Source organism: Microbispora sp. NPDC046933 (assembly GCF_040644635.1).
In the GTDB taxonomy this organism is placed as follows: domain Bacteria; phylum Actinomycetota; class Actinomycetes; order Streptosporangiales; family Streptosporangiaceae; genus Microbispora.
In genome coordinates this window covers 1-23,974 of the sequence record NZ_JBEYWW010000008.1, presented here as the reverse complement: position 1 = coordinate 23,974, position 23,974 = coordinate 1, and the positions used below count along the sequence as shown (strand labels likewise).

At 71.2% G+C, this 23,974-nt stretch carries 22 protein-coding genes; 15 read left to right on the top strand and 7 right to left on the bottom strand.

Features of this window, described 5'->3' with window-relative positions; genetic code table 11:
* Window positions 1-2 precede the first annotated feature (2 nt).
* Window positions 3-1,016, bottom strand: coding sequence for a LacI family DNA-binding transcriptional regulator (locus ABZ857_RS12675; protein WP_357041951.1), 1,014 nt, complete (start codon window positions 1,014-1,016; stop codon window positions 3-5).
* 252 nt (window positions 1,017-1,268) lie between these two features.
* On the opposite strand from ABZ857_RS12675, the gene ABZ857_RS12670 reads away from it, so the two are divergent.
* The 9 genes from ABZ857_RS12670 (at window position 1,269) to ABZ857_RS12630 (ending at window position 12,359) form a co-directional block, all read left to right on the top strand.
* Complete coding sequence (locus tag ABZ857_RS12670) at window positions 1,269-3,014, top strand: ABC transporter substrate-binding protein (RefSeq protein WP_357041948.1); 1,746 nt, start codon at window positions 1,269-1,271, stop codon at window positions 3,012-3,014.
* Window positions 3,015-3,081: 67 nt separating this feature from the next.
* Entirely contained in the window at window positions 3,082-4,074 is a 993-nt protein-coding gene (locus ABZ857_RS12665) for an ABC transporter permease (RefSeq protein ID WP_357041945.1), read from the top strand.
* Window positions 4,071-4,931 (top strand): ABC transporter permease, encoded by an 861-nt coding sequence (locus tag ABZ857_RS12660; RefSeq protein WP_357041942.1) that lies wholly within the window; start codon window positions 4,071-4,073, stop codon window positions 4,929-4,931. Before ABZ857_RS12665 ends, ABZ857_RS12660 begins: the two co-directional genes overlap by 4 nt.
* Before the next feature lies 1 nt (window position 4,932).
* Window positions 4,933-5,877: an ABC transporter ATP-binding protein gene (locus tag ABZ857_RS12655; protein WP_357041939.1), complete on the top strand. Its 945-nt coding sequence runs from the start codon at window positions 4,933-4,935 to the stop codon at window positions 5,875-5,877.
* On the top strand, window positions 5,878-6,822 hold the full coding sequence (locus ABZ857_RS12650) for an ATP-binding cassette domain-containing protein (RefSeq protein WP_357041936.1): 945 nt from the start codon (window positions 5,878-5,880) through the stop codon (window positions 6,820-6,822).
* Window positions 6,819-9,215, top strand: coding sequence for a glycoside hydrolase family 2 TIM barrel-domain containing protein (locus ABZ857_RS12645; protein WP_357041933.1), 2,397 nt, complete (start codon window positions 6,819-6,821; stop codon window positions 9,213-9,215). Before ABZ857_RS12650 ends, ABZ857_RS12645 begins: the two co-directional genes overlap by 4 nt.
* Window positions 9,216-9,252: 37 nt before the next feature.
* Entirely contained in the window at window positions 9,253-10,362 is a 1,110-nt protein-coding gene (gene manA / locus ABZ857_RS12640; protein WP_357041930.1) for a mannose-6-phosphate isomerase, class I, read from the top strand.
* Between the two features lie 97 nt (window positions 10,363-10,459).
* Window positions 10,460-11,515 (top strand): polysaccharide deacetylase family protein, encoded by a 1,056-nt coding sequence (locus ABZ857_RS12635; RefSeq protein ID WP_357041927.1) that lies wholly within the window; start codon window positions 10,460-10,462, stop codon window positions 11,513-11,515.
* A gap of 58 nt (window positions 11,516-11,573) precedes the next feature.
* On the top strand, window positions 11,574-12,359 hold the full coding sequence (locus tag ABZ857_RS12630; protein ID WP_357041924.1) for a CPBP family intramembrane glutamic endopeptidase: 786 nt from the start codon (window positions 11,574-11,576) through the stop codon (window positions 12,357-12,359).
* A 578-nt stretch (window positions 12,360-12,937) separates the two neighbouring features.
* Here the strand turns inward: ABZ857_RS12630 and ABZ857_RS12625 are convergent.
* Complete coding sequence (locus ABZ857_RS12625; RefSeq protein ID WP_357041921.1) at window positions 12,938-13,654, bottom strand: maleylpyruvate isomerase family mycothiol-dependent enzyme; 717 nt, start codon at window positions 13,652-13,654, stop codon at window positions 12,938-12,940.
* Window positions 13,655-13,889: 235 nt separating this feature from the next.
* Between ABZ857_RS12625 and ABZ857_RS12620 the strand changes: the two genes are divergently transcribed.
* Window positions 13,890-14,900, top strand: a complete 1,011-nt coding sequence (locus ABZ857_RS12620; RefSeq protein WP_357041918.1) for a hypothetical protein — start codon at window positions 13,890-13,892, stop codon at window positions 14,898-14,900.
* A gap of 3 nt (window positions 14,901-14,903) precedes the next feature.
* On the opposite strand, the gene ABZ857_RS12615 is transcribed toward ABZ857_RS12620, so the two are convergent.
* Together ABZ857_RS12615 and ABZ857_RS12610 are read right to left on the bottom strand one after the other, a co-directional pair.
* Window positions 14,904-15,686 carry an ABC transporter permease subunit gene (locus tag ABZ857_RS12615; RefSeq protein WP_357041915.1) on the bottom strand — a complete coding sequence of 261 codons (783 nt, stop codon included), beginning with the start codon at window positions 15,684-15,686 and terminating at the stop codon, window positions 14,904-14,906.
* On the bottom strand, window positions 15,683-16,579 hold the full coding sequence (locus ABZ857_RS12610; protein ID WP_357041912.1) for an ATP-binding cassette domain-containing protein: 897 nt from the start codon (window positions 16,577-16,579) through the stop codon (window positions 15,683-15,685). Before ABZ857_RS12610 ends, ABZ857_RS12615 begins: the two co-directional genes overlap by 4 nt.
* Window positions 16,580-16,711: 132 nt before the next feature.
* Between ABZ857_RS12610 and ABZ857_RS12605 the strand changes: the two genes are divergently transcribed.
* The 3 genes from ABZ857_RS12605 to ABZ857_RS12595 are packed head-to-tail and all read left to right on the top strand — an operon-like array spanning window position 16,712 to window position 20,113.
* A complete protein-coding gene (locus tag ABZ857_RS12605) occupies window positions 16,712-17,977 on the top strand; it encodes a histidine kinase (protein WP_357041909.1) in 1,266 nt (421 codons plus the stop codon).
* Window positions 17,974-18,672, top strand: a complete 699-nt coding sequence (locus ABZ857_RS12600; protein ID WP_357041906.1) for a response regulator transcription factor — start codon at window positions 17,974-17,976, stop codon at window positions 18,670-18,672. Before ABZ857_RS12605 ends, ABZ857_RS12600 begins: the two co-directional genes overlap by 4 nt.
* A 13-nt stretch (window positions 18,673-18,685) precedes the next feature.
* Window positions 18,686-20,113 (top strand): NAD(P)/FAD-dependent oxidoreductase, encoded by a 1,428-nt coding sequence (locus ABZ857_RS12595; protein ID WP_357041903.1) that lies wholly within the window; start codon window positions 18,686-18,688, stop codon window positions 20,111-20,113.
* On the opposite strand, the gene ABZ857_RS12590 is transcribed toward ABZ857_RS12595, so the two are convergent.
* Window positions 20,110-20,748: a uridine kinase gene (locus ABZ857_RS12590; RefSeq protein ID WP_357041900.1), complete on the bottom strand. Its 639-nt coding sequence runs from the start codon at window positions 20,746-20,748 to the stop codon at window positions 20,110-20,112. The two genes, ABZ857_RS12595 and ABZ857_RS12590, sit on opposite strands and share 4 nt — an antisense overlap.
* 129 nt (window positions 20,749-20,877) lie before the next feature.
* Between ABZ857_RS12590 and ABZ857_RS12585 the strand changes: the two genes are divergently transcribed.
* Together ABZ857_RS12585 and cydB are read left to right on the top strand one after the other, a co-directional pair.
* On the top strand, window positions 20,878-22,266 hold the full coding sequence (locus ABZ857_RS12585) for a cytochrome ubiquinol oxidase subunit I (RefSeq protein ID WP_357041897.1): 1,389 nt from the start codon (window positions 20,878-20,880) through the stop codon (window positions 22,264-22,266).
* A 12-nt stretch (window positions 22,267-22,278) separates the two neighbouring features.
* Complete coding sequence (cydB, locus tag ABZ857_RS12580) at window positions 22,279-23,253, top strand: cytochrome d ubiquinol oxidase subunit II (RefSeq protein ID WP_357041894.1); 975 nt, start codon at window positions 22,279-22,281, stop codon at window positions 23,251-23,253.
* Here cydB and ABZ857_RS12575 read toward each other — a convergent pair.
* Together ABZ857_RS12575 and ABZ857_RS12570 are read right to left on the bottom strand one after the other, a co-directional pair.
* On the bottom strand, window positions 23,243-23,650 hold the full coding sequence (locus ABZ857_RS12575; RefSeq protein WP_357041891.1) for a pyridoxamine 5'-phosphate oxidase family protein: 408 nt from the start codon (window positions 23,648-23,650) through the stop codon (window positions 23,243-23,245). The two genes, cydB and ABZ857_RS12575, sit on opposite strands and share 11 nt — an antisense overlap.
* Before the next feature lie 75 nt (window positions 23,651-23,725).
* Window positions 23,726-23,974, bottom strand: a 249-nt coding sequence (locus ABZ857_RS12570; RefSeq protein ID WP_357041888.1) for a LuxR C-terminal-related transcriptional regulator, incomplete at its 5' end; no start/stop codon positions are given.

Here is a 23,974-nt window from a genome sequence, read left to right as displayed (position 1 = left end):
GGCTACGCGGGCGGCGCCGTGCTGCCGCGGGTGGTCAGGCGCGGGGCCTCGTCCTCCAGCGGCCTGGCCTCCACGCCGTCGATCAGCGCGAGCAGCCGCTGGGCCGCGTGCGCGCCGTACGCCGGGATGTCCCGGGTGAGCACGGTCAGCGGCGGCCGGACGACCTGGCAGAGCGGGGAGTCGTCCCAGGCGACGACGGACAGGTCGGCCGGCACGTCGAGCCGCATCTCCTGGGCGACCGACAGGCCGGCCACGGCCATGATGTCGTTGTCGAAGACGATCGCCGTAGGCCGCTCGGGTGAGCTGAGCAGCCGCCGCGTGGCCCGCGCGCCCTCCTCGCCGGTGTAGTCGGTGTGCACGATCGGGCAGGCGTCCAGCCCGAGACCGGCGCAGACGTCGCCGAACGCCCGGTCGCGGATCGCCGTGTGCGACAGCCGCGGCAGTCCGGCGACGCGGGCGATCCGCCGGTGCCCGAGCGCGACGAGATACTCCACGGTCTCGCGTACGGCCGCGCTGTCGTCGGCCCAGACCGGCACGAGCGATCCGGCGGCCGAGGGGTGCCCGAGGACGACGACGGGCATGCCCAGCTCCTCCACCTGCGGCACGCGGGGGTCGTCGAGGTGGAGGTCGACGAGGATCGCGCCGTCCACCCGGCCCTCCCCCCACCAGCGGCGGTAGACGCCCATCTCGGCCTCGTGGTCGCCGACGACCTGCAGCAGCAGCGCGTAGGAGCGGGCGGACAGCTCCGCCTCGATGCCGCTGATCAGCTCCATGAAGAACGGCTCGACGCCGAGGAACCGGGCGGGCCGGCACAGGGCGAGGCCCACGGCGTGCGCGCGGGCGCCGTTGAGCGCGCGGGCCGCGATGTTCGGCCGCCAGCCGATCTCGTTGGCGATGGCCAGGATGCGGGCCCTGGTCGCTTCGGACACCCCCGGCTGGCCGTTCAGGGCGTACGAGACCGCGCCCTTGGAGACCCCCGCCTGCCGTGCGATGTCCGCGATGGTCGGTCTTCTCACGTGTCCCCTCGGCTGAACCGGTCCAGTGAACCTCACCTTACTACCGTTACTTTGCCTACATCTTCCCCTATTGACACCAGCGACATCCGGATTTTACGGTCTCGGTACTTATCCGGTTCAGCACCTACGGCGCAGCGAGGCGAGCGGTGCGGACCGCTGATCATCGGGGCCTGGCAGGAGTGCGGACCCCGCGCGGTGTCGCGTGGGGGAAGGAGAGTCACCATGCGAAACCGAAAGCGGTTTCTTATACCGGTGCTGGCAGCCGGCCTGTTAAGCGCGGCCTGCTCGGGAGGCGGGGGGTCGTCCACGCCGACCGGCCCGGCCGGGGGCGGCGCGGCGGGAGGCGGCGCGGCCGCCCCGGCGGGCGGCAGCGGCGGGGCCTTCCCGCGCAACGAGACCCTCTACACCAGCGGCACCCAGTGGGGACCGCCGGCGAACTGGAACCCGCTGCGCGAGTGGGACTTCGCCACCGGCACCAAGGGCCTGGTCTACGAGACGCTGTTCATGTACGACCCGAACACCGACAAGTTCACGCCGTGGCTGGCGGAGAGCGGCGACTGGACCGGTGACCTGGAATACACGCTCAAGCTGCGCAAGGACATCACCTGGTCGGACGGCAAGCCGTTCACGGCCGACGACGTGATCTTCACCTTCGAGCTCGGCAAGATGGAGACCGTCCCCTACCACCCGCTGTGGGACTGGATGAAGAGCGCCGAGAAGGTCGACGACCAGACGATCAAGTTCACCTTCACCACCGCGAACCACCAGGAGTGGGCCAACCACCTCTACAGCCGGGCCATCGTCCCCAAGCACCTGTGGGAGGGGCGGTCCGAGGACGAGGTGATGAACGGGGTCAACGAGAAGCCCGTCGGCACCGGCCCGTACGCCTACCAGTCGCACGACCAGGACCGCATGGTCTGGGTCAAGCGCGACGGCTGGTGGGCCACCAAGGCGCTCGGCAAGGACGTGAAGCCCAAGTACATCGTCGACATCGTCAACTCCAGCAACGAGGTCGCGATGGGCCTGCTGCTGCAGAAGGGCCTCGACCTCAGCACGAACTTCCTGCCGGGCATCGCCAACCTCGTCAAGGGCACCTTCGGCATCAAGACCTACTACGACCAGCCGCCGTACATGCTGTCGGCGAACACGGCGTGGCTGTGGCTCAACACGACCAAGAAGCCGATGGACGACAAGGAGTTCCGCAAGGCGGTCGCCTACTCCATCGACACCAAGAAGATCGTCGAGGGCGTGTACGGCAACCTGGTCAAGGCGTCCGACCCGACCGGCCTGCTGCCGCAGTGGGACAAGTACGTCGACAAGAACGTCACCTCCACGCTCGGCTTCTCCTACAACCCGGACAAGGCCAAGCAGTTGCTCGCCGACGCCGGATACAAGGACCGCAACGGCGACGGGCTGGTGGAGTCGCCGAGCGGCGCCAAGATCTCGCTGAAGCTGATCGTGCCCGCCGGGTGGACCGACTGGATGGAGGCGGCCCGGGTCATCAGCTCCAGCGCCAAGGCCGTCGGCATCGACATCGAGGCCGACTTCCCCGACTACAACGCGCTTGTCGACGTCCGCAACTCCGGCAAGTACGACATGGTCATCAACAACGACAAGCAGCTCGCGAACACCCCGTGGCTGTACTACGACTACCTGTTCCGCCTGCCGGTGCAGAAGCTGCAGACCACGACGAACTTCGGCCGGTACGAGAACAAGCGGGCGTGGGAGCTCACGCAGCAGCTCGACCAGGTCAAGCCCGAGGACGTCGAGGGCATGAAGAAGATCACCTCGCAGCTGCAGAAGATCCAGCTCGAGGACATGCCGGTCATCCCGCTCTGGTACAACGGCCTGTGGTCCCAGACCACCGACTCGGTCTGGAAGAACTGGCCCAGCAGCGCGCCGAACACGCCGAAGTATCCGCCGACGGTGTGGCGCAACTGGCTGGAGATGGGCGGCACGCTCATGCTCACCGAACTCCAGCCGGCCTCCGGAGGCTGATCTTCTCGCGCCCCCCTTCCACCCTGCGTACGGGAGGGGGGCGCCGTTCCGCGACCGGGAGGTCGAATTGCGCCGCTATTTCGGCAGAAAGCTTCTCATCTACGGCCTGACGTTCTTCGTGGCCGTGACCATCAACTGGATGATCCCGCGCTTCATGCCGGGCGACCCCGTGCAGAGCATGCTCTCGCGGGCCAACGTCGCGCAGCCGGCGGCCGTCGAGGCCATGCGGGCGCACTACACCGCGATGTTCGGCTTCGACCTGCCGCTGTGGCAGCAGTACCTCAACTTCTGGGGCTCACTGCTGAAGGGCGACCTCGGCATCAGCATCTGGCTGTTCCCGACGCCGGTGTCCGACGTGATCATCCGGGCGGTCCCGTACACGCTGGGCCTGCTGATCCCGTCCATCCTGCTGAGCTGGTTCGCGGGCAACCGGTTCGGCGCCTTCGCCGCGCGGCGCAAGTGGCTCGACAACAGCGTGCTTCCCGTCGGCTACGTGCTGACCGCGACGCCGTACATGTGGCTGGCGATCCTGCTGGCCTGGGCGCTCGGCATCGTCGCGGGGATCTTCCCGGTCGCCGGGGCCTACGGCTTCGACCTGCAGCCGTCCTGGTCGTGGGAGTTCCTCGGCAGCCTCGCCCAGCACTGGTTCCTCCCGTTCGCCTCGCTGTTCCTGGTCGCGTTCGGCGGCTGGGCCATCGGCATGCGCAACATGATCATCTATGAGCTGGAGGCGGACTACGTCAACTACCTGCGGGCGCTCGGCGCGCCGATGCGGCTGGTGCGGCGCTACGCCTTCAGGAACGCGATCCTGCCGCAGGTGACCGGCCTGGCCCTGCAACTCGGCGTGCTCGTGGCCGGCGCGCTGGTCACCGAAATCGTCTTCAGCTACCCCGGGCTGGGGCACCTGATCCTCCAGGCCATCCAGAACCAGGACTTCTTCCTGCTGCAGGGCACCTTCCTGTTCATCGTCATCGGCGTGCTGATCGCCAACTTCGTCATCGACATCGCGTACGTCCTGGTGGACCCGCGCACCAGGACCGGGATGGGAGGAGCGGCATGACAGCCGTGCCCACCGCGCGGCGCGAGGCGCTGCACTTCGCGCTGCGCAACCGCAAGCTGGTCGTCGGCACGGTCATCGTCGCCGTGTTCCTCGTGGCCGGCCTGGCCGGGCCGCTGCTGTTCGACCATGGGCCGAACGACTACGTCGGGCCGGCCATGGCGCCGCCGTCCGGGGAGTTCTGGTTCGGCACCACGACGTTCGGCCAGGACGTCTTCGCCCAGTTCGTGTACGGCCTGCGCTCGACGTTCCTCGTGGGCGTGCTCGGCGGCGTGCTGGCGGCGATCGTCGGCATGGTCGTGGGGTTCGTCGCGGGCTACCGCGGCGGGTGGGTCGACGAGCTGCTCAACATGCTCACCAACATCGTGCTCGTGCTGCCCGCGCTGGTGGTGCTGCTGATCGTCAACGCCTACCTGGGCGTGCGCAGCATCGGCGTGCAGGCGCTGTTCATCGGGCTGACCTCGTGGCCGTGGGCCGCGCGGGCGATCAGGGCGCAGACGTTCTCGCTGCGCTCGCGCGACTTCGTCGACCTCGCCCGGCTGAGCGGAGTGCGCACCCCGAAGATCATCCTTCGGGAGATCGCGCCGAACATGAGCTCGTACCTGTTCCTGACGTTCATCCTGCTGTTCGGCAGCGCGATCCTGATCGCCGCCTCGCTCGACTTCATCGGCCTCGGCCCGACCCAGGGCGTCTCCCTCGGCCTGATGCTGAACAACGCCGCCCGGTGGAGCGCGCTCCAGCTCGGCCTGTGGTGGTGGTTCATCCCTCCGGGGGCCGGCATCACGGCGATCGTCGGCGCGCTCTACGTCATGAACGTCGGGCTGGACGAGGTGTTCAACCCGAAGCTGAGGGAGATGTGACGTGGCGCTGAGTGTCACCGACCTCCGGGTCTACTACCGGACGCTGCGCGGCGAGGTGAAGGCGCTCGACGGCGTCACGTTCTCCGTCGCGGACGGCGAGATCATGGGCCTGGCGGGGGAGTCCGGCTCGGGCAAGTCCACGCTCGCCAAGAGCCTGATCCGGCTGGACGGCCGCATGCGGCACGCCGGCGGGACCGTGGAGCTGGACGGCAAGGCGATGCCGCTGTCGGACGACGCCGGGATGGACCGGTTCCGCTTCCGCGAGGTGTCGCTCATCCCGCAGTACTCGATGAGCGCGCTCAACCCGACCAGGAAGATCGGCAAGATGGTCGGCGAGCTGCTGGACTCGCGCGGCGAGCGGCTGGAGCGGGCCGAGCTGGAGCGGCGGCTCGAACTGGTGGGCCTGTCGAAGGACGTGCTCGACCGCTACCCGATCGAGCTGTCCGGCGGCATGAAGCAGCGGGTGGTCATGGTCGTCTCCACGCTGCTGAACCCCTCGCTGCTGATCGCCGACGAGGTCACCTCCGCGCTCGACGTGTCGAGCCAGAAGGCCGTGGCCACGACGCTGCTCGGGTTCCGCGACCGCGGCCTGGTCACGAGCATGATGGTGGTCACCCACGACATCTCGCTCGTCTACCAGATCGCCGACACGATCATGGTGATGTACGCCGGGCGGCTGGCCGAGAAGGCCCCCGCCGAGGTGCTCGTCACCGCCCCGAGGCATCCGTACACCAAGCAGCTCATCTCCGCGCTGCCCGAGGTGGGGGTGCGTTACGAGGACCGCCGGCTGACGGGAATCCCCGGCAATCCGCCGTCCCTGCTCAAGCCGCCCGGGGGATGCCGGTTCCGGGACCGCTGCCCGCTCGCGTTCGACCAGTGCGCCGAGCAGCCGCCGTTCGCCGAGGTGGCCCCCGGCCACTTCGTCGCCTGCTGGAAGGCCGAGTGAATGCTGAAACTCGATAGCGTCTCCAAGGTCTACCGCGTCGGCGCCTTCGGTGGGCGCGAGTTCAAGGCCGTCTCCGACGTCAGCTTCGAGGTCGGCGAGGGAGAGGTGGTCTCGCTCATCGGCGAGAGCGGCAGCGGCAAGAGCACGCTCGGCCGGATGATCCTGCGCCTCGCCTCGGTCAGCGGCGGCCGGATCACCCTGGACGGCAGGGACATCACCTCGATCAAGGACCGCAAGGAGTACTACCGGCAGGTGCAGGGCGTCTTCCAGGACCCCTTCAGCTGCTACAACCCCGTCTTCCGGGCCGACCGCGTGTTCGCGATGATCAAGGAGCAGTACTTCCCCCAGGTCGGTGCGGACGAGTGGCGCACGCGGGTGGAGGGCGCGCTGGAGAGCGTGCGGCTCGACCCCGGCAACGTCCTCGGCAAGTATCCCCACCAGCTCAGCGGCGGCCAGCTCCAGCGCATGCTGATCGCCAGGGCCGTGCTCCTCGACATCCGGCTGCTGGTCGCCGACGAGATCATCAGCATGCTCGACGCGTCCACCCGCATCGACGTGCTCAACCTGCTCGCGGACCTGCGGGCGCGCGGCCTCGGCATCCTGTTCGTCACGCACGACCTGTCGCTCGGCAACTACGTCAGCGACCGGACCGTGGTGCTGCGGCACGGGGAGATCGTGGAGATGGGGCGGACGGACCTCGTCTTCGGCAACCCGGCGCATCCCTACACGCGCTCGCTGCTGGCCTCGGTCCCCCGGCTGCACGCCAAATGGACGGACGCCGTGCCTGAGGACATGGTCGAGGACGTGCCCTGCGCCTACCACGAGGCTTCTGAGGACAGCCGGACCCGTCCGGGGCTGGCCGAGGTCGAAGACGACCACTACGTGGCGTGCGCCGGTTGCGGGGCCTCGGGGATCGAGGAGAAGAAGATTAAGGAGAAAGCGTGAGCTCTCACCGTCCCCTGCACGACGGGTGGACCGTCACCGCCGTGTCGTCGACCGGGCAGCTCCGGCCGGTGGTCGCGGGCCTGCCCGCGTCCGTTCCCGGTTGCGTCCACACCGACCTCCTCGCCGCCGGGCTGATCGAGGACCCGTACCTGGACGACAACGAGGACCGGCTGACCTGGATCGGGCGCACGGCGTGGTCGTACGAGACCGTCTTCACGTGGGAGCCCAAGGGGGACGGCGCCGACGACGACCGGGCCGACCTCGTCTGTGAGGGACTCGACACGGCCGCCACGCTCGTGCTCAACGGCGTCGAGATCGGCGCGACGGCCAACATGCACCGGTCGTACCGCTTCCCCGTACGGCACCTGCTGCGCGCGGGCGAGAACACGCTCAAGATCCTGTTCGACCCGCCGTACGAGTACGCGGAGGCGCGGAAGGCGGCCCTCGGCGACCGTCCCGGCGCCTACGCCGAGCCGTACCAGTTCATCAGGAAGATGGCCTGCAACTTCGGCTGGGACTGGGGGCCGACGGTGGTCACCGCCGGGATCTGGCGGCCCATCGGCATCGAGACCTGGAGCACCGCACGGATCGCCGAGGTGCGCCCCTTCGCCTCGGCGGACGGCACCGTCGAGGTGCACGTGGCGGTCGAGCGGGCCGTCGAGCGGCCGCTCACGCTCACCGCCTCGGTGGGGGGAGTGACCGAGACCGTCATCGTCGGCGCCGGGCAGCGCCGTGCCGTCGTCACGCTGACCGTGCCTGACGCCGACCTGTGGTGGCCGCGCGGGTACGGCGAGCAGCCGCTGTACGACCTCACCGTCCGGCTCGAAGACGACGAATGGACCGGCAGGATCGGGTTCCGCTCGGTGGAACTCGACCGCACCGACGACGCGTTCACGTTCGTGGTCAACGGGAAGCCGGTCTTCGTCAAGGGCTTCAACTGGATCCCCGACGACTGCTTCCCCAGCCGGATCACCCGGGAGCGGCTGGCCGAGCGGTTCGCCCAGGCGGCCGCCGCGGGGGCCAACTGCCTGCGCGTGTGGGGCGGCGGAATGTACGAGAGCGAGGACTTCTACGACCTCGCCGACGAGATGGGTCTGCTCGTCTGGCAGGACTTCCCGTTCGCCTGCGCGGCCTACCCGGAGGAGGGCCGTTTCACGGCGGAGGTCGAGGCCGAGGCCCGCGAGCACGTCGCCCGCCTGACCCGCCACGCGAGCCTCGTGCTGTGGTGCGGCAACAACGAGAACATCGAGGGGCACGCCGACTGGGGCTGGCAGGACGAGCTGGAGGGCCGCAGCTGGGGCGGCGGCTTCTACTACGACGTGCTGCCCCGGGTCGTCGCCGAACTCGACCCGACCCGGCCGTACTGGCCGGGCAGCCCCTACTCCGGGGCCCCCGACCTGCCGCCGAACGACCCGTCCAAGGGCACGGTCCACATCTGGACCGTCTGGAACCATCAGGACTACACCCACTACGCGACCTACACGCCGAGGTTCGTGGCCGAGTTCGGCTTCCAGGGCCCGCCGACGTACGCGACGCTGCGCGCCGCGGTCTCCGACGACCCGCTGACGCCGGTCTCCCCGGGGGTGACCCACCACCAGAAGGCCATCGACGGCAACCTCAAGCTGCTGCGCGGCCTCGGCGAGCACCTGCCCCAGCCGGACGGGTTCGACGACTGGCACTACTACACCCAGGTCAACCAGGCCAGGGCGATGGCGTTCGGCATCGAGCGGTTCCGGGCGCTCGCGCCCCACTGCATGGGCACGATCGTGTGGCAGCTCAACGACTGCTGGCCGGTCACCTCCTGGGCGGCGGTGGACGGCGGCGGGCGGCGCAAGCCGCTGTGGTACGCGCTGCGCCGGGCGTACGCCGAGCGGTTGCTGACCTTCCAGGGAGACGCGCTGGCGGTGGTGAACGACACCGGCGAGCCGTGGTCGGGCGAGCTCGCCGTCGAACGGCTCAGCCTGGCCGGGGAGATCCTGGCCAAGGAGCGCATCGACGTGACGGCTCCGGCGCGCGGCACGGCGTCGGTGGAGCTGCCCGAGGGGGTGGCGCGGTTCGGGAATCCGGCGGGCGAGGTGCTGGTGGCCACCCTCGGCGACGTACGCGCGCTGCGGTTCCCGGGCGAGGACCCGGCCATGGACTACCCGCCGGCGGAGATGGACACGGTGGTCGAGGAGATCGAGGGCGGGCTGCGGGTGCGGGTGACCGCGCGGACGATCGTGCGCGAGCTGGCGATCTTCCCCGACCGGCTCGACCCCCGCGCCACCGTGGACGACCAGCTCGTCACGCTGCTGCCGGGGGAGACCGCGGTCTTCCACGTCACGGGTGGTGATGTGGATCCCGGCGCGCTCGTCCGTCACCCGGTGCTCCGATGCGTCAACGAACCCCGTTAGTCTCGGATCACCCCCGTCCGACGCCTGAAGGACCCACGTGGATCTACTCACCAATGTCATCAAGGACTACCCCTGGGGCTCCCGTACGGCCATCGCCGAGCTGACCGGGCGGCCCGCCTCCGGGCCGGAGGCCGAGATGTGGCTGGGCGCCCACCCGGCCGCGTCCTCGCGGCTGACCAGGGACGGGGTCGAGACCACGCTCGCCGACGCGGTCGCGGCCGACCCGGCGGGGACGCTCGGGGAGGCGGTCGCCGGGCGGTTCGGGGGGCGGCTGCCGTACCTGATGAAGCTGATCGCGGTGGACGCGCCGCTGTCGCTGCAGGTCCACCCCGACGCCGAGCAGGCCGCCGACGGCCACGCCCGGGGGGACGCGAACTACACCGACCCCTGGCACAAGCCGGAGCTGGTCTGCGCGCTCACGCCGTTCACCGGGCTGGCCGGGTTCCGGGCGCCCGAGCAGTCGGCCATGCTGGTCGAGCGGCTGCACGTGAACGCGCTGCGGCCGGTGGTCGCGGCGCTGCGCGACGGTGACGTGCTCGGCGCGCTGCGGCTGCTGCTGGAGTGGCCGGGCTCCAGGCGGGAGCTGGTCGAGTCGGTGGTGTGGGCGGCCTCCGCCTGCCACACGCCCGACTACGCGCTGATCGGACGGCTGGCGCGGCGTTATCCGGAGGACCCGGCCGTGCTGGCGCCGCTGCTGATGCGCCGTCACACGCTCGCCCCCGGCGAGGCGCTGTTCCTCGGGGCCGGGGTGCCGCACTGCTACCTCGACGGCTTCGCCGTGGAGATCATGGCCTGCTCCGACAACGTGCTGCGGGCGGGCCTGACCGGCAAGCACATCGACGTGGAGGAGCTGCTGCGGATCACCGACCCCGCGGCGCAGCCCCTGCCGGTGGAGCCGGTCGGCGGCGCGTACGTGCCGCCGGTCCCGGAGTTCCTGCTCCGCAGGATCGCGCCCGGCGGGGGAGATGCGCTCCCTGGAGGCCTGCCCAGGATCGTGCTGTGTACCGAAGGCGTCGTGAACGCGAGCACCGCCGACGGATCCGAGATCAAGCTGCGCCCCGGCGAGTCGGTGTTCGCCGCCGCGTCCGAGGGACCCGTCGAGATCGGCGGGGACGGTGTCGCCTTCTGCGCCGAGCCTCACCTGTGACTCACTTAGCGTGATGTTTGTCCTACGCCGCGTGAAGTGAACACGTCCCGCGGGTAGGAGCCCCTCATCGTCAAGCGCGGCCCGATGAGGGGGATCCATGGGGCGCTTCAGGGTTGCCGGCATCGCCGCGGCGTCGTTGGGGGCGGTCGCGCTCTCCGCCTGCGCGAGCGGCGGGGGCAAGCAGGTCACGCACGCGAGCCCGGCCGGTCACAAGCAGAACAACGTGGCCGCCGGGGCGGCGCTGCGCAAGTCCGAGACGGCCGCCGCCGCCCAGGTGAAGGCCAACGAGCTGGGCCAGATCCCGGTGCTCATGTATCACCGGATCGTCAAGAACCCGCCGCCGGGCGACGACCGCAGCCCGAAGGACTTCCGCGACGAGCTGGAGCGGCTCGCGGCGGAGGACTACGTGCCGGTCACCGCGGCGGAGTACGTCACCGGCAAGATCGACATTCCGGCGGGCAAGCACCCGGTGGTGCTGACCTTCGACGACTCCTCGCCCTCCCAGCTCACGCTCGACGGCATGGGTAATCCGGCGCCGGACTGCGCGATCGGCATCCTGATGGACGTCGCGAAGAAGCATCCGGGCTTCCGGCCGGTGGCGACCATGTATGTGATCAAGGACCTGTTCGGCAAGGCCCGCCAGGAAGAGCAGATGCAGGTCCTGCAGTGGCTCAAGGACCACAACTTCGACATCGGCAACCACACCCGCGACCACCTCAACCTGCTCGGCAAGCCGAAGGACCAGGTCGAGAACCAGATCGCGGCCGGGCAGACGCTGATCACCTCGCTGATCAAGACGCCGCCGGTCACGCTCGCCCTGCCGTACGGCAACCAGCCGCACGAGAAGAAGTGGGCGCTGCAGGGGGCGTCGGGCGGCACCCGCTACGACTACAAGGGCGTGTTCCTCGCGGGCTACACCCCGGCGCCGTCGCCGTACACCAAGGACTTCGACCCCGTCGGCATCCCGCGGATCAGGTCGAAGGAGAAGGTCGGCGACTGCAAGCAGTTCTGCTCGATGGCGTGGCTCGACTGGCTGAAGGCCAATCCGACCGACCGCTACACCTCGGACGGCAACCCCAACACGGTGGCCTTCCCGAAGTTCAAGGCGGCCTTCGTCGCACCGTCCTTCACGTCCCGTGCGCTGCCGTACTGACGGGATGGACGTAGTGACGGGATGAGGATGACCGTGCGGGGGCGGCTACCCTGCCTGCATGGACGACGCCACCGCCGACGCCACCGCCCTGCGCGGTCTCACGCCGCGGCTGATCGGCCCGGAGATCATCGCGGTCTTCGCGGTCTCGCTCGGGGCCAGCGCCCTGCTGTCGCTCATCCGCCTCATCGGCGCACTGACCGCGCCGAAGGACCTGGGCGACCAGCACGCTGTGCTCGTCGGCTCGCTGGCCCCCGGCCGCCCGTGGCTGGATCTCTCGCTGCACCTCGCGGGGATCGCGGTGAACGTGGCGCCGGTGGGGCTCGTCGCCTACCTGCTGGCCCGATCGGGCGAGTCCATGCGCACGATCGGGGCCGACTGGCGCGAGCCGGGCCGCGACACGCTGCGCGGCGCCGTGCTGGCGGCGGTGATCGGCGGCACCGGGCTGGTGTTCTACCTGTTCGCCTTCCGGTCCGGGTTCAACCTGAACGTCGTGCCCGACAGCCTGCCGGACACCTGGTGGCGGATCCCGGTCCTGGTCGCCGAGGCCGCCCAGAACGGCGTGCTGGAGGAGGTGCTGGTCGCCGGTTACCTGCTGCACCGGCTGCGGCAGCGCGGCTGGTCGCCGTGGCGCGCGGTGGGTGTGTCGGCCGTCCTGCGCGGCTCCTACCACCTCTACCAGGGCTTCGGCGGCTTCGTCGGCAACATCGCGATGGGCGTGGTCTTCGGCCGGCTCTACCAGCGCTGGGGGCGGACCATGCCGCTGATCGTCGCGCACACGCTGATCGACGTGGTCGCCTTCGTCGGGTACGGCGTGCTGCGCGGCCGTGTCTCCTGGCTGCCCTGATACTGCCCTGATACTGCCCTGATCTCCTGTCTAATCGGGCGGAATGCGTTCTCTCCGGCGCGCCTGATTGATTTGGGCCCGATCCCGGTGCATCGTTGACGGGCCGCCGCACGTCTGGATCCCCCCGGGCAAAACCGGCCTGTCCTGGCCGCATTTTTCATTCGGGGAATTCGCATGAGGCGTTTATCGACACGCATTCCATATCCGGCGCGCCGTCGCGCCGCCGTCGACCGCCGTCCCGGAGGGCCCACCCGGCCGCCCGGCCGCGGGCGTCCGGTCAGCCTGCCGCACCGGTGCCGTGTGGGAGGCGGGGCAGGAAGCCGCCGCTCCGCCGTGCCCGTCACCACGAGTGCCGTGACCGTGTGTGCGGCCCTGCCCGTACCCGTACGGCCCGCTCCCGGGCGCACCGGGTCGCGGACGGTGGTCCCGCCGAGGCGGAAGACGACCGTCTTATTACCACCGGTGCCGAGGGCACGGTCCGACCCGTTATGTCCCGCACGCCGGGCGCCCGCAGGGGCGCCCGGCGTGTCCTTGTGCCGGAAACTCAGCCGGAGCTCAGCCGGAAACTCAGCCGGAGCTCAGGCGAGGCAGCGCAGGGCGCCCCGGACGTGGGCGTCGAGAGGATGCCCGGCGGGCAGACGGCCGACCGTCGCCTCGACGAACTCCTCGGGGGAGAGATCGGCGGTCAGGCCGTCGTCCACCTGCACCTGCAACCGCTCGCAGGCGCGTTCGACCCGCGCCTTGGATCCCTGCTCCTCCAGCACGAACATGCCGACCCGGACCCGCCAGTCGAGGCGGTCGCCGGTCTCGTCCGGTGTCACCGGCGCCCCGACGTCGTCGGCGTGCGTGGCGTACTCCGAGTCGTAGTGGAAGGTCTGGAGACCGGCCGGGTAGGGGCCGGCCGACGTGTGGAGCGTGCCGTCGCGGCCGAGGGCGCGCATCCGCCTCCGGGTCTCCCCGTTCTTGGTCCGCCACTCGTCGAGCACCTGCTCCACCGGCAGGCCGTGCCGCTTGCGCACACACCACTCGTTGAAGCCGTCGAAGCCGCCGCGCACGCCCTCGTGTTCGAGCATCTCGAAGAACCCGTCGATGTCGTCGTCCAGGCACGCGTGGTTGTACAGCTCCTCGCCGGCCAGATGGGCGAGCACGTCGCGCACCGTCCAGCCGTCGCACCGGGAGGGGCGGTTCCAGCCGTCCTCGTCGAGGGAGGAGAAGAAGCGGTCGAGCCGTGCCGCCTCGGTGTCGAAGATGTCGAAGGGGTCGAGCCCCGCCAGTTCGTCCCGTGCAGAGGTCATGCCTGAGCCGTACCCTGACCCGCCTCACCCTCACTCGCGGCGGTATGGCGGGTGACATTGGGTGGTGTCACGACATTTCTGTCATAAGGCGGACATTTAAACCTGCGGCGGCCTCAACAATGCGCAGGGGAAGGGAAAAACCGGGTCTTAGCCCGTTTGTCCAATGATCGGGGCGGAAACCCCGAGATCGGTAAGCACGGTGGTTGCTCTGTGGTTGTTCTAGGGGGAAAACGAAATGGCAAACAGCACGAGAGTCGCCGGGATCCTCGCGATCGGGGCAGTCCTCGCCGGGGGCGCCGCGATCGCGGCTGCTCCTCTCGTCGCGACTCCGGCGGGGGCCGCCACGATGTCCGCGCAGCACGGCCTCACAAGGCTCGGCCATCCGCACTCCCGGGGTCAGCGCAACCGCCACAAGAACGGGCCCCGGCACAATCAGCGGCTGCGGGAGCAGCAGCGCCAGCACCAGTTCCTGCTGCGTGACTTCACGCTGGTCCTCACCCCGTTCCAGAAGGAGATGACGGGCGCCGCCGCGCTGCCGTACAACTGGCAGAACGACAGCAACTTCGCCCTGCAGTACGCCAACCAGGACCAGCTGGCCGCGCTGCAGGACATGCCCGAGTCGGTCGAGATCAGCGACGCGGGACCGGAGGACGCCGCCAAGACGGAGGTGGCGCCGCAGGTGAAGAAGCGCGACCTGGATCTCGACGTCGACGCGGACATCAAGGCGAAGGAAAAGGTCAAGGAGAAGACCAAGGCGGAGGAGAAGAAGGCGGACGCACCGGAGCCCCGGCCACACGTGGATCCCGGCAACCGGCTCGCCGATGCCCCCGGGGCCACCACGCCCGCGCCGAAGCCCGACGCGACGCCGGTTGTGAAGCCGGTTGTGAAGCCCGCACCCGCACCCGCGCCGAAGCCGGTGGAGAAGCCGGTGCCCGCGCCCGTCGTGAAGCCGGTCGACAAGCCGGTCGTGAAGCCGGTCGTGAAGCCGGTCGTGCAGCCCGCCCCGGCCCCGGCCCCGGCGCCTGCGCCGAAGCCCGTCGTGAAGCCCGCACCCGCACCCGCGCCGAAGCCGGTCGAGAAGCCGGCGCCCGCGACGTGCGCTCCCGCCTGCTCACCCGGTCTCACCCTGCCCCTGACCCTCTCGCTCACGGCCAAGGTGTCCCTCGCGGCGGACGCGAACGTGGGCACGGCCGCGAAGCCGGCCACCGCGACCACCGGTGCCTGCCTGCCGCTGACCGCCGGCTGAGCCTCAGGCGTCCCTGCGGGCCAGCAGGACGGCGGCCGCCGCGTACGGCACCGCCACCCAGGCGACCATCACCGCGAGCGCGGCGGGCGGCGACAGGAGCGCGCCGCCGACCGACTGGGGGTTGCCGGTGCCGGCCAGCTGGCCCGCGAGGGCGCCCGGGAGGATCGAGCCGATGCGCTCGTTCCAGGGCGCCGGGATGTTGTTGACGATGATCGGGACCACATACCAGACCGCCATGAGGACGGCGACGGCCGCGACGGCCGACCGGGTGATCGCGGCCAGGCACAGGCCGAGCAGCGCGAACATCGCGATGGACAGGCTCATCGCGAGGAAGAGCGGAAGCTGCCGGCTCAGCGCCTCGGTCGACTGGCCCCGGATCAGGCGGTCGCCGATGATCAGCCGTCCCACTGCGTACGTCGCGAGCACCGCCGCGAGCCCCGCGCAGAAGGCGGCGACCGCGACGACGCCCGCCTTGGCCGCGAGCACCCGCCCGCGCGACGGCAGCACGGTGAACGTCGTGCGGATCATGCCGGTGCCGTACTCGCCGGAGAAGGCGAGCACGCCCAGCACGGCCAGGCACAGCGAGGCGAGCCAGTTGGTCAGCTCCGGCAGCGACGACACCTCGAGGCGATCACGTTGGCCGGGCGGCAGGCCGTCCCACAGGTGGGCGGCGTACCAGGCCAGCAGGGCCATGAGACCGACGACGACGCCGACGACGCCGAGGACGAGGGAGGTGGACCGGAGCGTGCGCAGCTTGAGCCATTCGGCGGCGAGGGCGTCGATCACCGGTCCGCACCCCCACCCGTGAGCTCGGCCGTGAGCCGCATGTAGGTCTCCTCCAGGGAGGCGCCGCGCGGGGTGACCTCGTGGAGGGGGATCGCGTGCCGGGCGGCGAGGTCGCCGATCTCCGCCGGATCGAGGCCGCGCACCGAGAGGCCCCCGCCGTTCTCGGCGGTGACCGTCCCGCCCGCGGCCGACAGTGCGGCGGCGAGGTCACCGGCGCGGCTGCTGCGGACGAACACGTCCCGTACGGCGGTCAGCTCTCGCATCGGGGTGTCCGCGATGAGCCGCCCCCGGCCGATGATGACCAGGTGGTCGGCGGTGAGTTCCATCTCGCTCATCAGATGGCTCGACAGGAGCACCGTGCGTCCCTCGGCGGCGAGGCCGCGGAGCAGTTCGCGGATCCAGCGCACGCCGTCCGGGTCGAGGCCGTTGACCGGCTCGTCGAGCAGCAGCACGCCGGGGTCGCCGAGGAGCGCGGCGGCGATCCCGAGACGCTGGCGCATGCCGAGCGAGAAGCCCCCGATCCGCTTGCGGGCCACTCCGGCCAGGCCCACCTGCTCGATGACGGACACGACCCGGTCCCCGCCGATGCGGTTGGCGCGGGCCATCCAGCTCAGGTGGCCGAGAGGCGTACGGCCGCCCTGGACGGCGCCGGCGTCCAGGAGCGCGCCCACCTCCCGCATGGGATGGCGGAGGCGGTCGTAGCGGCGGCCGCCCACCAGCGCCTCGCCGCTCGCCGGGCGGTCCAGGCCGAGGATGATCCGCATGGTCGTGGACTTGCCCGCGCCGTTCGGCCCGAGGAACCCGGTCACCAGGCCTGGTTTCACGTGGAACGTCAGCCCGTCCACGGCGACCGTGCGCCCGAAGCGCTTGGTCAGCTCTCTGACTTCGATCATGTCTCGACGGTCTCGCGGGCCGCCCGTTCCCCGCGTCGGAGCGCAGTGCGATTCGCCGGACACATCTCCGACCGTGGCATGACAGACCGGGGCAGGAGGCGAACGCGACCACCTATGGCTAGCGTGGGGCGCGTGGACGATCCGGACGTGCGGCCGTTGTTCCCCCGGCCGCTGCGCCCCCGTGAGCTGGTCGCGCTCGACGTGCTGGCCGGGCTGGGTTACGCGTTCGTGCTGGTCGTCAACTCCGCAGAACGGCACAGCGTGGGGGGTTGGGCCCTGATCGCCGCGATGACGCTGCCGCTCGCGGCCAGGCGCCGGTGGCCGCTGCCGGTCTTCTGCGTCGTCTCTGTCGCGTCCGTGGCGGCCATGGGGCTCGGCGTCGTGCGGGAACCGCTGGCCGCCGCGGCGTACGCGCTCTACCCGGTCGCGCTCACGACGCGGCGGCGCCGGTGGGAGCCGACGGCGGCGATCGGCGCCCTGACCGTCGGTGCGCTGCTGCTGGCGGCGTTCGGCGGCGTGGCGGCCGAACCGGAGGTCAGGCGGATCGTGGAGACCGTCGTGCTCGGCTCGCTCGCGCTGGGCGGGGCCTGGACGATCGGCCGGGCGGTGCGGGAGCGCCGGGCGTACGCCGCGCGCCGGGCCGAGCAGGCCGCCGAGCACGCCGTCACCGAGGAGCGGCTGCGCATCGCGCGGGAGATGCACGACGTGGTCTCCCACACGCTCAGCCTCATCGGGGTCAAGGCCGGGGTCGCCGTGCATCTGGCGGACCGGCGGCCGGAGGAGGCGCTGGAGGCGCTGCGGGTCATCGAGACCACGAGCAGGCAGGCGCTGACCGAGATGCGGCACATGCTCGGCGTGCTGCGTACGGCACCCGGAGCTGACACCGGAGCTGTCACCGGAGCTGACACCGGAGCTGTCACCGGCGCGTTGTCCCCGGCGCCCGGCCTCGCGGCGCTGCCGGACATCGCCGAGCGGGCGGCGGCCGCGGGCATACGGGTGGATCTGGACGTGCGGGTGACGGGCGGACTGTCCGAGGGGCTCGAACTGGCGGTCCACCGGATCGTCCAGGAGGCCGTCACCAACGTGGTCAGGCACGCGGCCCCGGCGGCCTGCCGGGTCGTGGTGGCCCACGAGGAGGCAGGCGAGCGGGGAGGCAAGGGAGGACAGGTGCGGATCGAGGTGACCGACGACGGGCCCGGCCGCCGGGTCCTGCCCACCGGCCCGCCCGGACACGGTGGGGTCGGGCACAGTGGGGTCGGGCACAGTGGGGTTGGGCACGGTCTGATCGGCATGCGTGAGCGCGTCACCGCGTACGGCGGGGTCTTCACGGCCGGTCCGCTGCCCGGCGGTGGTTTCCGCGTGCTCGCCCGCCTGCCGCTGGAAGGGGAGGGGACGTGAACGAGCCCGATCCGATCCGGGTGCTGCTCGCCGACGACCAGGAACTGCTGCGCGGCAGCCTGCGCCTGCTGGTCGACAGCACGCCGGGGCTGGTCGCGGTCGGTGAGGCGGGCACCGGGGCGCGGGCCGTCGAACTGGCCCGCTCCGAGCGTCCCGACGTCGTGCTGATGGACGTGCGGATGCCCGGCATGGACGGCATCGAGGCGACCCGGAGGATCTGTGGCGAGCCGTGCGGCGTGAAGGTGCTGATCCTCACCACGTTCGACCTCGACGAGTACGTCTACGCGGGACTGCGGGCCGGGGCGAGCGGGTTCCTGCTGAAGAACACGCCGCCCGCGGACCTGCTGGCGGCGATCCGCGTCATCGCCGCGGGCGAGGGGCTGCTGGCGCCGAGCGTGACGCGGCGGCTGATCGCCCAGTTCGCCCAGTTCACACAGTTCGCCCCGACCGCCACGGACCGGCCTCGATCCGGCCCCATGCTCGACGGCCTCACCGCCCGGGAGCGCGAGGTGCTCACGCTCGTCGCACGCGGCCTGTCCAACCAGGAGATCGCCGCGAGCCTGCACGTCAGCACGGCCACCGTGAAGACCCACATCGGCCACCTGCTCGCCAAGCTCGGCGCGCGCGACCGGGCCCAGCTGGTCATCGCCGCCTACGAAGGGGGGCTCGTCTCCACGTCACGGCCGCACCCGTGACAGGGTGGAGCCCGTGGAAGTCTTCGACGTGATCGTGGTGGGGGCGGGCCCGGCCGGGGAGGTCGTCGCCGGGCGGGTGGCGGCGGCCGGTCTGAGCACCGTCATCGTGGAGAGCGAGCTGGCGGGAGGGGAGTGCTCCTACTGGGCCTGCATGCCGAGCAAGGCGCTGCTGCGGCCCGTGGACCTCGTGGGAGAGGTGGGCCGGGTGCCGGGGCTGCGGCTCGACGGCACAGCCGAGGGCGGGCCGGTCGACGCCGCCGCGGTGCTGGCGTGGCGCGACTCCATGGTCTCGAACTACGACGACAGCGGGCAGGCCCGGTGGCTCGACTCGGCGGGGGTGACGCTCGTGCGCGGCGCGGGCCGGCTCACCGGCCCCCGGCGGGTCGAGGTCGCGACGGCCGACGGCGGGACCCGCACGCTCACCGCGAACCACGCCGTCGTGCTGGCCACCGGAAGCCGCCCGGTGATCCCGCCCGTGGCCGGTCTCGCCGCGGCCGAACCGTGGACGAACCGTGAGGCGACCGGCGTGCGTGCCGTACCGGACCGGCTCGTGGTGATCGGCGGCGGCGTGGTCGCGTGCGAGATGGCCCAGGCCATGCGCGGGCTCGGCGCCCGGGAGGTCACGATGCTCGTCCGGGGCGGCGAGCTGCTGACGAGGCTGGAGCCCTTCGCCGGGGAGATGGTCGCCCGGTCGCTGACGGACCAGGGGATCGACATCCGCACGCACGAGAGCGCGGAGAAGGTCGAGCGGCCGGAGCCGGGCGGCGAGGTCACGGTGCGGCTCGCGAGCGGGGGGACGGTCACGGCCGACGAGATCCTGGTCGCCGCCGGTCGCCGGGCCGCCGTCGACGACCTCGGCCTGGTGTCGGTCGGCCTGCCGGAGACCGGCCCGGTGCGGGTGGACGAGAGCATGCGGGCCACCGGCGTGGCGGACGGCTGGCTCTACGCGGTGGGTGACGTCAACGGGCTCGCCCTCCTCACGCACATGGGCAAATACCAGGCGCGGGTGGCCTCGGACGTGATCGCCGCCCGTGCCCGGGGCGAGGCGGACGACCGGCCCTCGATGCGCGACCGCGCGGACGCCGCCGGCGTGCCGCAGGTCATCTTCACCGATCCGCAGGTGTGTGCGGTGGGCCGTACGGAGGCACAGGCCCGCGCCGAGGGCTTCGACGTGCGGGTCGTCGAGTACGACATGGGCCAGGTGGCGGGCGGCTACCTGCTCGGCGACGGCTACGGCGGCAGGGCCAAGGCCGTGGTCGACGAGCGCCGCCGGGTGCTGCTGGGCGTGACCTTCGTGGCGCCCGGGGCGGCCGAGCTGCTGCACGCCGCGACGATCGCGGTCACCGCCGGGGTGACCCTGGACGACCTGTGGCACGCCGTTCCCTCGTACCCGACCGTCAGCGAGGTGTGGCTGCGCCTCCTGGAGGCGTACGGGCTCTAGAGGCTGATCACCGCCGGGTGGCGCGGGTCCTCGACGCGGACGGCCACGTCGGCGGCCCGCACCGGTCCGGTCTCGCGCTCGTACCGTTCGTAGGCGGGCAGCGTCCACCGCTCCTCCGGCGGCGTACGGCGGGCCAGCGCCGCGGCCGACATGGACAGGTGGACGGTCAGGTCGAACGGCAGGCCGCGCCCGAGCAGCAGCGCGCCGTCGAGCAGCACGACCCCGCCCGGCTTCAGCGTCACGTAGTCCGCGCGGGTGGCCCGGTCGCGCACGCTGTCCCACAGCGAGGGCAGCACCCTGCCCGTACGCCTGCCCGTACGGCCCGGCTCCAGCGGCCCGAGCACCTCGCGGATGAGGCCGCCCACGTCCAGCCACTCGTCGTGGAACACGTCGGGATCGGTCCGGCCGAACTCCAGCCGGAGCGAGGCCGGGCGCAGGAACCCGGCCGCGGGCACCCGCAGGACCTCCCGGCCGCGCAGGCGCAGCGGCTCCACCAGGTCGTCGGCCAGCCGTCCCGGTTCGGCGGCCGGGGCGCCGTCCACGGCCACGCGCGCCCACGCGTCGCGCGGCCGATCGGCGATCAGGTCGGCGAGTTCCTCCACGAGCAGGGACGGGGAGACGGGACGGGCACGCACGCCCCCATCATTTCCCACCGAGTGACCACCGAGTGACCAAGGTCCCTTCGGGGCGGGTCAGGTAGCCCTGGGACCGTGATCCGGGCTGGGCCAGGCTTCAGACGTCCCTCATCAGCGTGTGGAGCCCCCATGGACGTCCTGGATCTGTCCCGGTGGCAGTTCGGCATCACGACCGTCTACCACTTCCTGTTCGTGCCGCTCACGATCGGCCTGTCGGTTCTCGTGGCCGGGTTCCAGACGGCCTGGCACCGTACGGGCGACGCGGCGTACCTGCGGATGACGAGGTTCTGGGGCCGCCTGTTCCTGATCAACTTCGCGATGGGCGTGGTCACCGGCATCGTCCAGGAGTTCCAGTTCGGGATGAACTGGAGCGCCTACTCGCGGTTCGTCGGCGACGTGTTCGGCGCGCCGCTCGCGATGGAGGGACTGATGGCCTTCTTCCTGGAGTCCACCTTCCTTGGCCTGTGGATATTCGGCTGGGACAGGCTCCCGCCGAAGGTCCACCTGGCGACCATCTGGCTGGCCGCGATCGGCACGAACATCTCGGCGTACTTCATCCTCGCCGCCAACTCCTGGATGCAGCACCCGGTCGGCTACCGGCTCAACCCGCTCACCGGCCGAGCCGAGCTCACCGACATCTGGGCCGTGCTGACCAACTCGACCACGCTCGCGGCGTTTCCCCACGTCATCTTCGGCGCGTTCGTGACGGCCGGGGCGTTCGTCATCGGCGTGAGCGCCTGGCAGCTCGCGCGCGGGCGTGAGGTGGACCTGTTCCGCGCCTCGGCCCGCGCCGCCCTGGCGGTCACGCTGGTCGCGTCGGCCGGGGTGATGCTGAGCGGCCACTGGCAGGCGCAGCTGATGACACGGCAGCAGCCGATGAAGATGGCCGCCGCCGAGGCCCTGTGGGAGGACGAGACCTCCGCGGGCTTCTCGATCTTCGCGGTGGGCGACGTGGAGAACGGCCGCAACCACCTCAACATCCAGATCCCCTACGGCCTGAGCCTGCTGTCCACCAACACCCTGGACGGGAAGGTCGAGGGCATCAACGACATCCAGGCGCGGTACGAGAAGACGTACGGTCCCGGCGACTACCGGCCCGTCGTCGGCCTCGCGTACTGGTCGTTCCGTCTGATGATCGGCTTCGGCGCGCTGGCCGGGCTGCTGGCGCTGGCCGGGCTGTGGCTGACCCGCCGCCGCAGGCTGCCGGCCAACCCCTGGTTCTACCGGATCGGCGTGCTCGGCATCGGGCTGCCGTTCCTGGCCAACACGCTCGGGTGGATCTTCACCGAGATGGGCCGCCAGCCGTGGACCGTGTTCGGCATCATGCGGACCGCCGCGGCCGTCTCGCCCGGCTCCGACGTCGGCGAGGTCGCCACCACCCTGGCCGGGTTCACGCTGGTCTACGCCGTGCTGGCGGTCATCGAGGTCCGCCTGCTGCTGAAGTTCATCCGCAAGGGGCCGGAGCCCGAGGACGCGGTCCACCAGGACGAGCCCGCTCTCCCCGCTCTCTCCTACTAGAGGAACGCCGTCATGGAACTCACCACCGTCTGGTTCCTGCTCATCGCCGTCCTGTGGACGGGCTACTTCGTGCTGGAGGGGTTCGACTTCGGCGTCGGCGTCCTGCTGCCGTTCCTCGGCCGCGACGAGGCCGAGCGCGGCACGCTCGTGCGCGCCATCGGCCCGGTCTGGGACGGCAACGAGGTCTGGCTGCTGGTCGCGGGCGGCGCCACGTTCGCCGCCTTCCCCGAGTGGTACGCCACCCTGTTCAGCGGCTTCTACCTGCCGCTCTTCCTGATCCTGCTGGCCCTGATCGTGCGCGGGGTGGCGCTGGAGTATCGCTCGAAGAGCGACAGCACCCGGGGCTGGGACCGCGCGTTCTTCTGGGGTTCGCTCGGCCCGGCCTTCCTGTGGGGCGTGGCCTTCGCCAACATCGTGCGCGGCGTCCCCCTGGACGCCCGGCACGAGTACACCGGAGGCCTGCTCGACCTGCTCAACCCGTACGCGCTGCTGGGCGGCGTGGCCACGCTGGCGGTGTTCACCCTGCACGGCGCCGTGTTCACCGCGCTCAAGACCACCGGCGAGCTGAGGGAACGGGCCAGGACGGCCGCCCGGTGGACCGGTCTGGCCGCCCTCGTGCTGGGCGGCGCGTTCCTGCTGGTCACGCAGCTCATGACCGGCACCGCGGGCACCTGGGCGAGCGTGGCGGTCGCCGCGGCCGGGATCGCCGGCGCGCTGGTCGCGACGCTGCGCGGCCGGGACGGCTGGGCCTTCGCGGCCAACGCCGCCGCCATCGTCGCGGTCACCGTCACGCTCTTCGGCGGCCTGTGGCCGGACGTCATGCCCGCGCTCGACCCCGCCAACAGCCTGACCGTCCACAACGCGGCGTCCACGCCGTACACGCTGGGCGTCATGACCTGGGTCGCGGCGATCTTCACTCCCGTGGTCCTCGCCTACCAGGCGTGGACGTACTGGGTGTTCCGCCGCCGCCTGACGGTCAGCGGTTGAGCCTGCGGCCGGAGATCTGCTCGGGGGCCATCACGATGAAGTGGTCGCGGGTGCCGGGCACCCACGGGGTGAGCGGCAGCGCCGACAGGCGGGCGATCTCCTCCGGTTCGGAGACCGCGCGGGCGCGGCCCACGGCGGTCACCGACCAGCCCGTACGGAACGCCGCGTCGAAGTCGTCGGCCTCGAAGGCCACGATGGCGTTGCGCGCCGCGGCGGCGAGCTTGGAACCGGGGGCGGTGCGGATGACGATGTTCCCGTCGAACAGGCAGAAGTTGACCGGCTGGACGGCGGGGAGGGCACGATCGGTGAAGACGATCCTGCCGATGGGGGCGGAGGCCAGCAGGTCCAGGCATTCCCCTCCGCTGAGGATCTCCAGGCCGGCCGAGTCGAGCTTCATGTCTGCAAGCCTGAGGGATCGACCGCCACGCGGGTTAGGGACGAAGGTCCCGTCGTCGACGTCGATCGACCCGGCTCAGTGCTCCTGTCCGGGCTCCCATCCGGGCTCCCGTCCGGCCTTGAGGCGGGCGGCGAGCGCGGCGGCCTGGGTGCGGCGCTGCATGTCGAGCTTGCTCAGCAGGTTGGACACGTAGTTCTTGACCGTCTTCTCGGCCAGGAACATCCGCTCGCCGATCTGGCGGTTGGTCAGGCCCTCGCCGATCAGCTCCAGGATCTGCCGCTCCTGGTCCGACAGCGCCGCCAGCGGGTCCTTCCTCGCGGCCTG

Coding starts and splice junctions, on each gene's coding strand:
- ABZ857_RS12660 (WP_357041942.1), top strand. CDS start 4,071: ATGACAGCCGTGCCCACCGCGCGGCGCGAGGCGCTGCACTTCGCGCTG.
- ABZ857_RS12650 (WP_357041936.1), top strand. CDS start 5,878: ATGCTGAAACTCGATAGCGTCTCCAAGGTCTACCGCGTCGGCGCCTTC.
- ABZ857_RS12635 (WP_357041927.1), top strand. CDS start 10,460: ATGGGGCGCTTCAGGGTTGCCGGCATCGCCGCGGCGTCGTTGGGGGCG.
- ABZ857_RS12630 (WP_357041924.1), top strand. CDS start 11,574: ATGGACGACGCCACCGCCGACGCCACCGCCCTGCGCGGTCTCACGCCG.
- ABZ857_RS12625 (WP_357041921.1), bottom strand. CDS start 13,654: ATGACCTCTGCACGGGACGAACTGGCGGGGCTCGACCCCTTCGACATC.
- ABZ857_RS12620 (WP_357041918.1), top strand. CDS start 13,890: ATGGCAAACAGCACGAGAGTCGCCGGGATCCTCGCGATCGGGGCAGTC.
- ABZ857_RS12610 (WP_357041912.1), bottom strand. CDS start 16,579: ATGATCGAAGTCAGAGAGCTGACCAAGCGCTTCGGGCGCACGGTCGCC.
- ABZ857_RS12585 (WP_357041897.1), top strand. CDS start 20,878: ATGGACGTCCTGGATCTGTCCCGGTGGCAGTTCGGCATCACGACCGTC.
- cydB (WP_357041894.1), top strand. CDS start 22,279: ATGGAACTCACCACCGTCTGGTTCCTGCTCATCGCCGTCCTGTGGACG.
- ABZ857_RS12575 (WP_357041891.1), bottom strand. CDS start 23,650: ATGAAGCTCGACTCGGCCGGCCTGGAGATCCTCAGCGGAGGGGAATGC.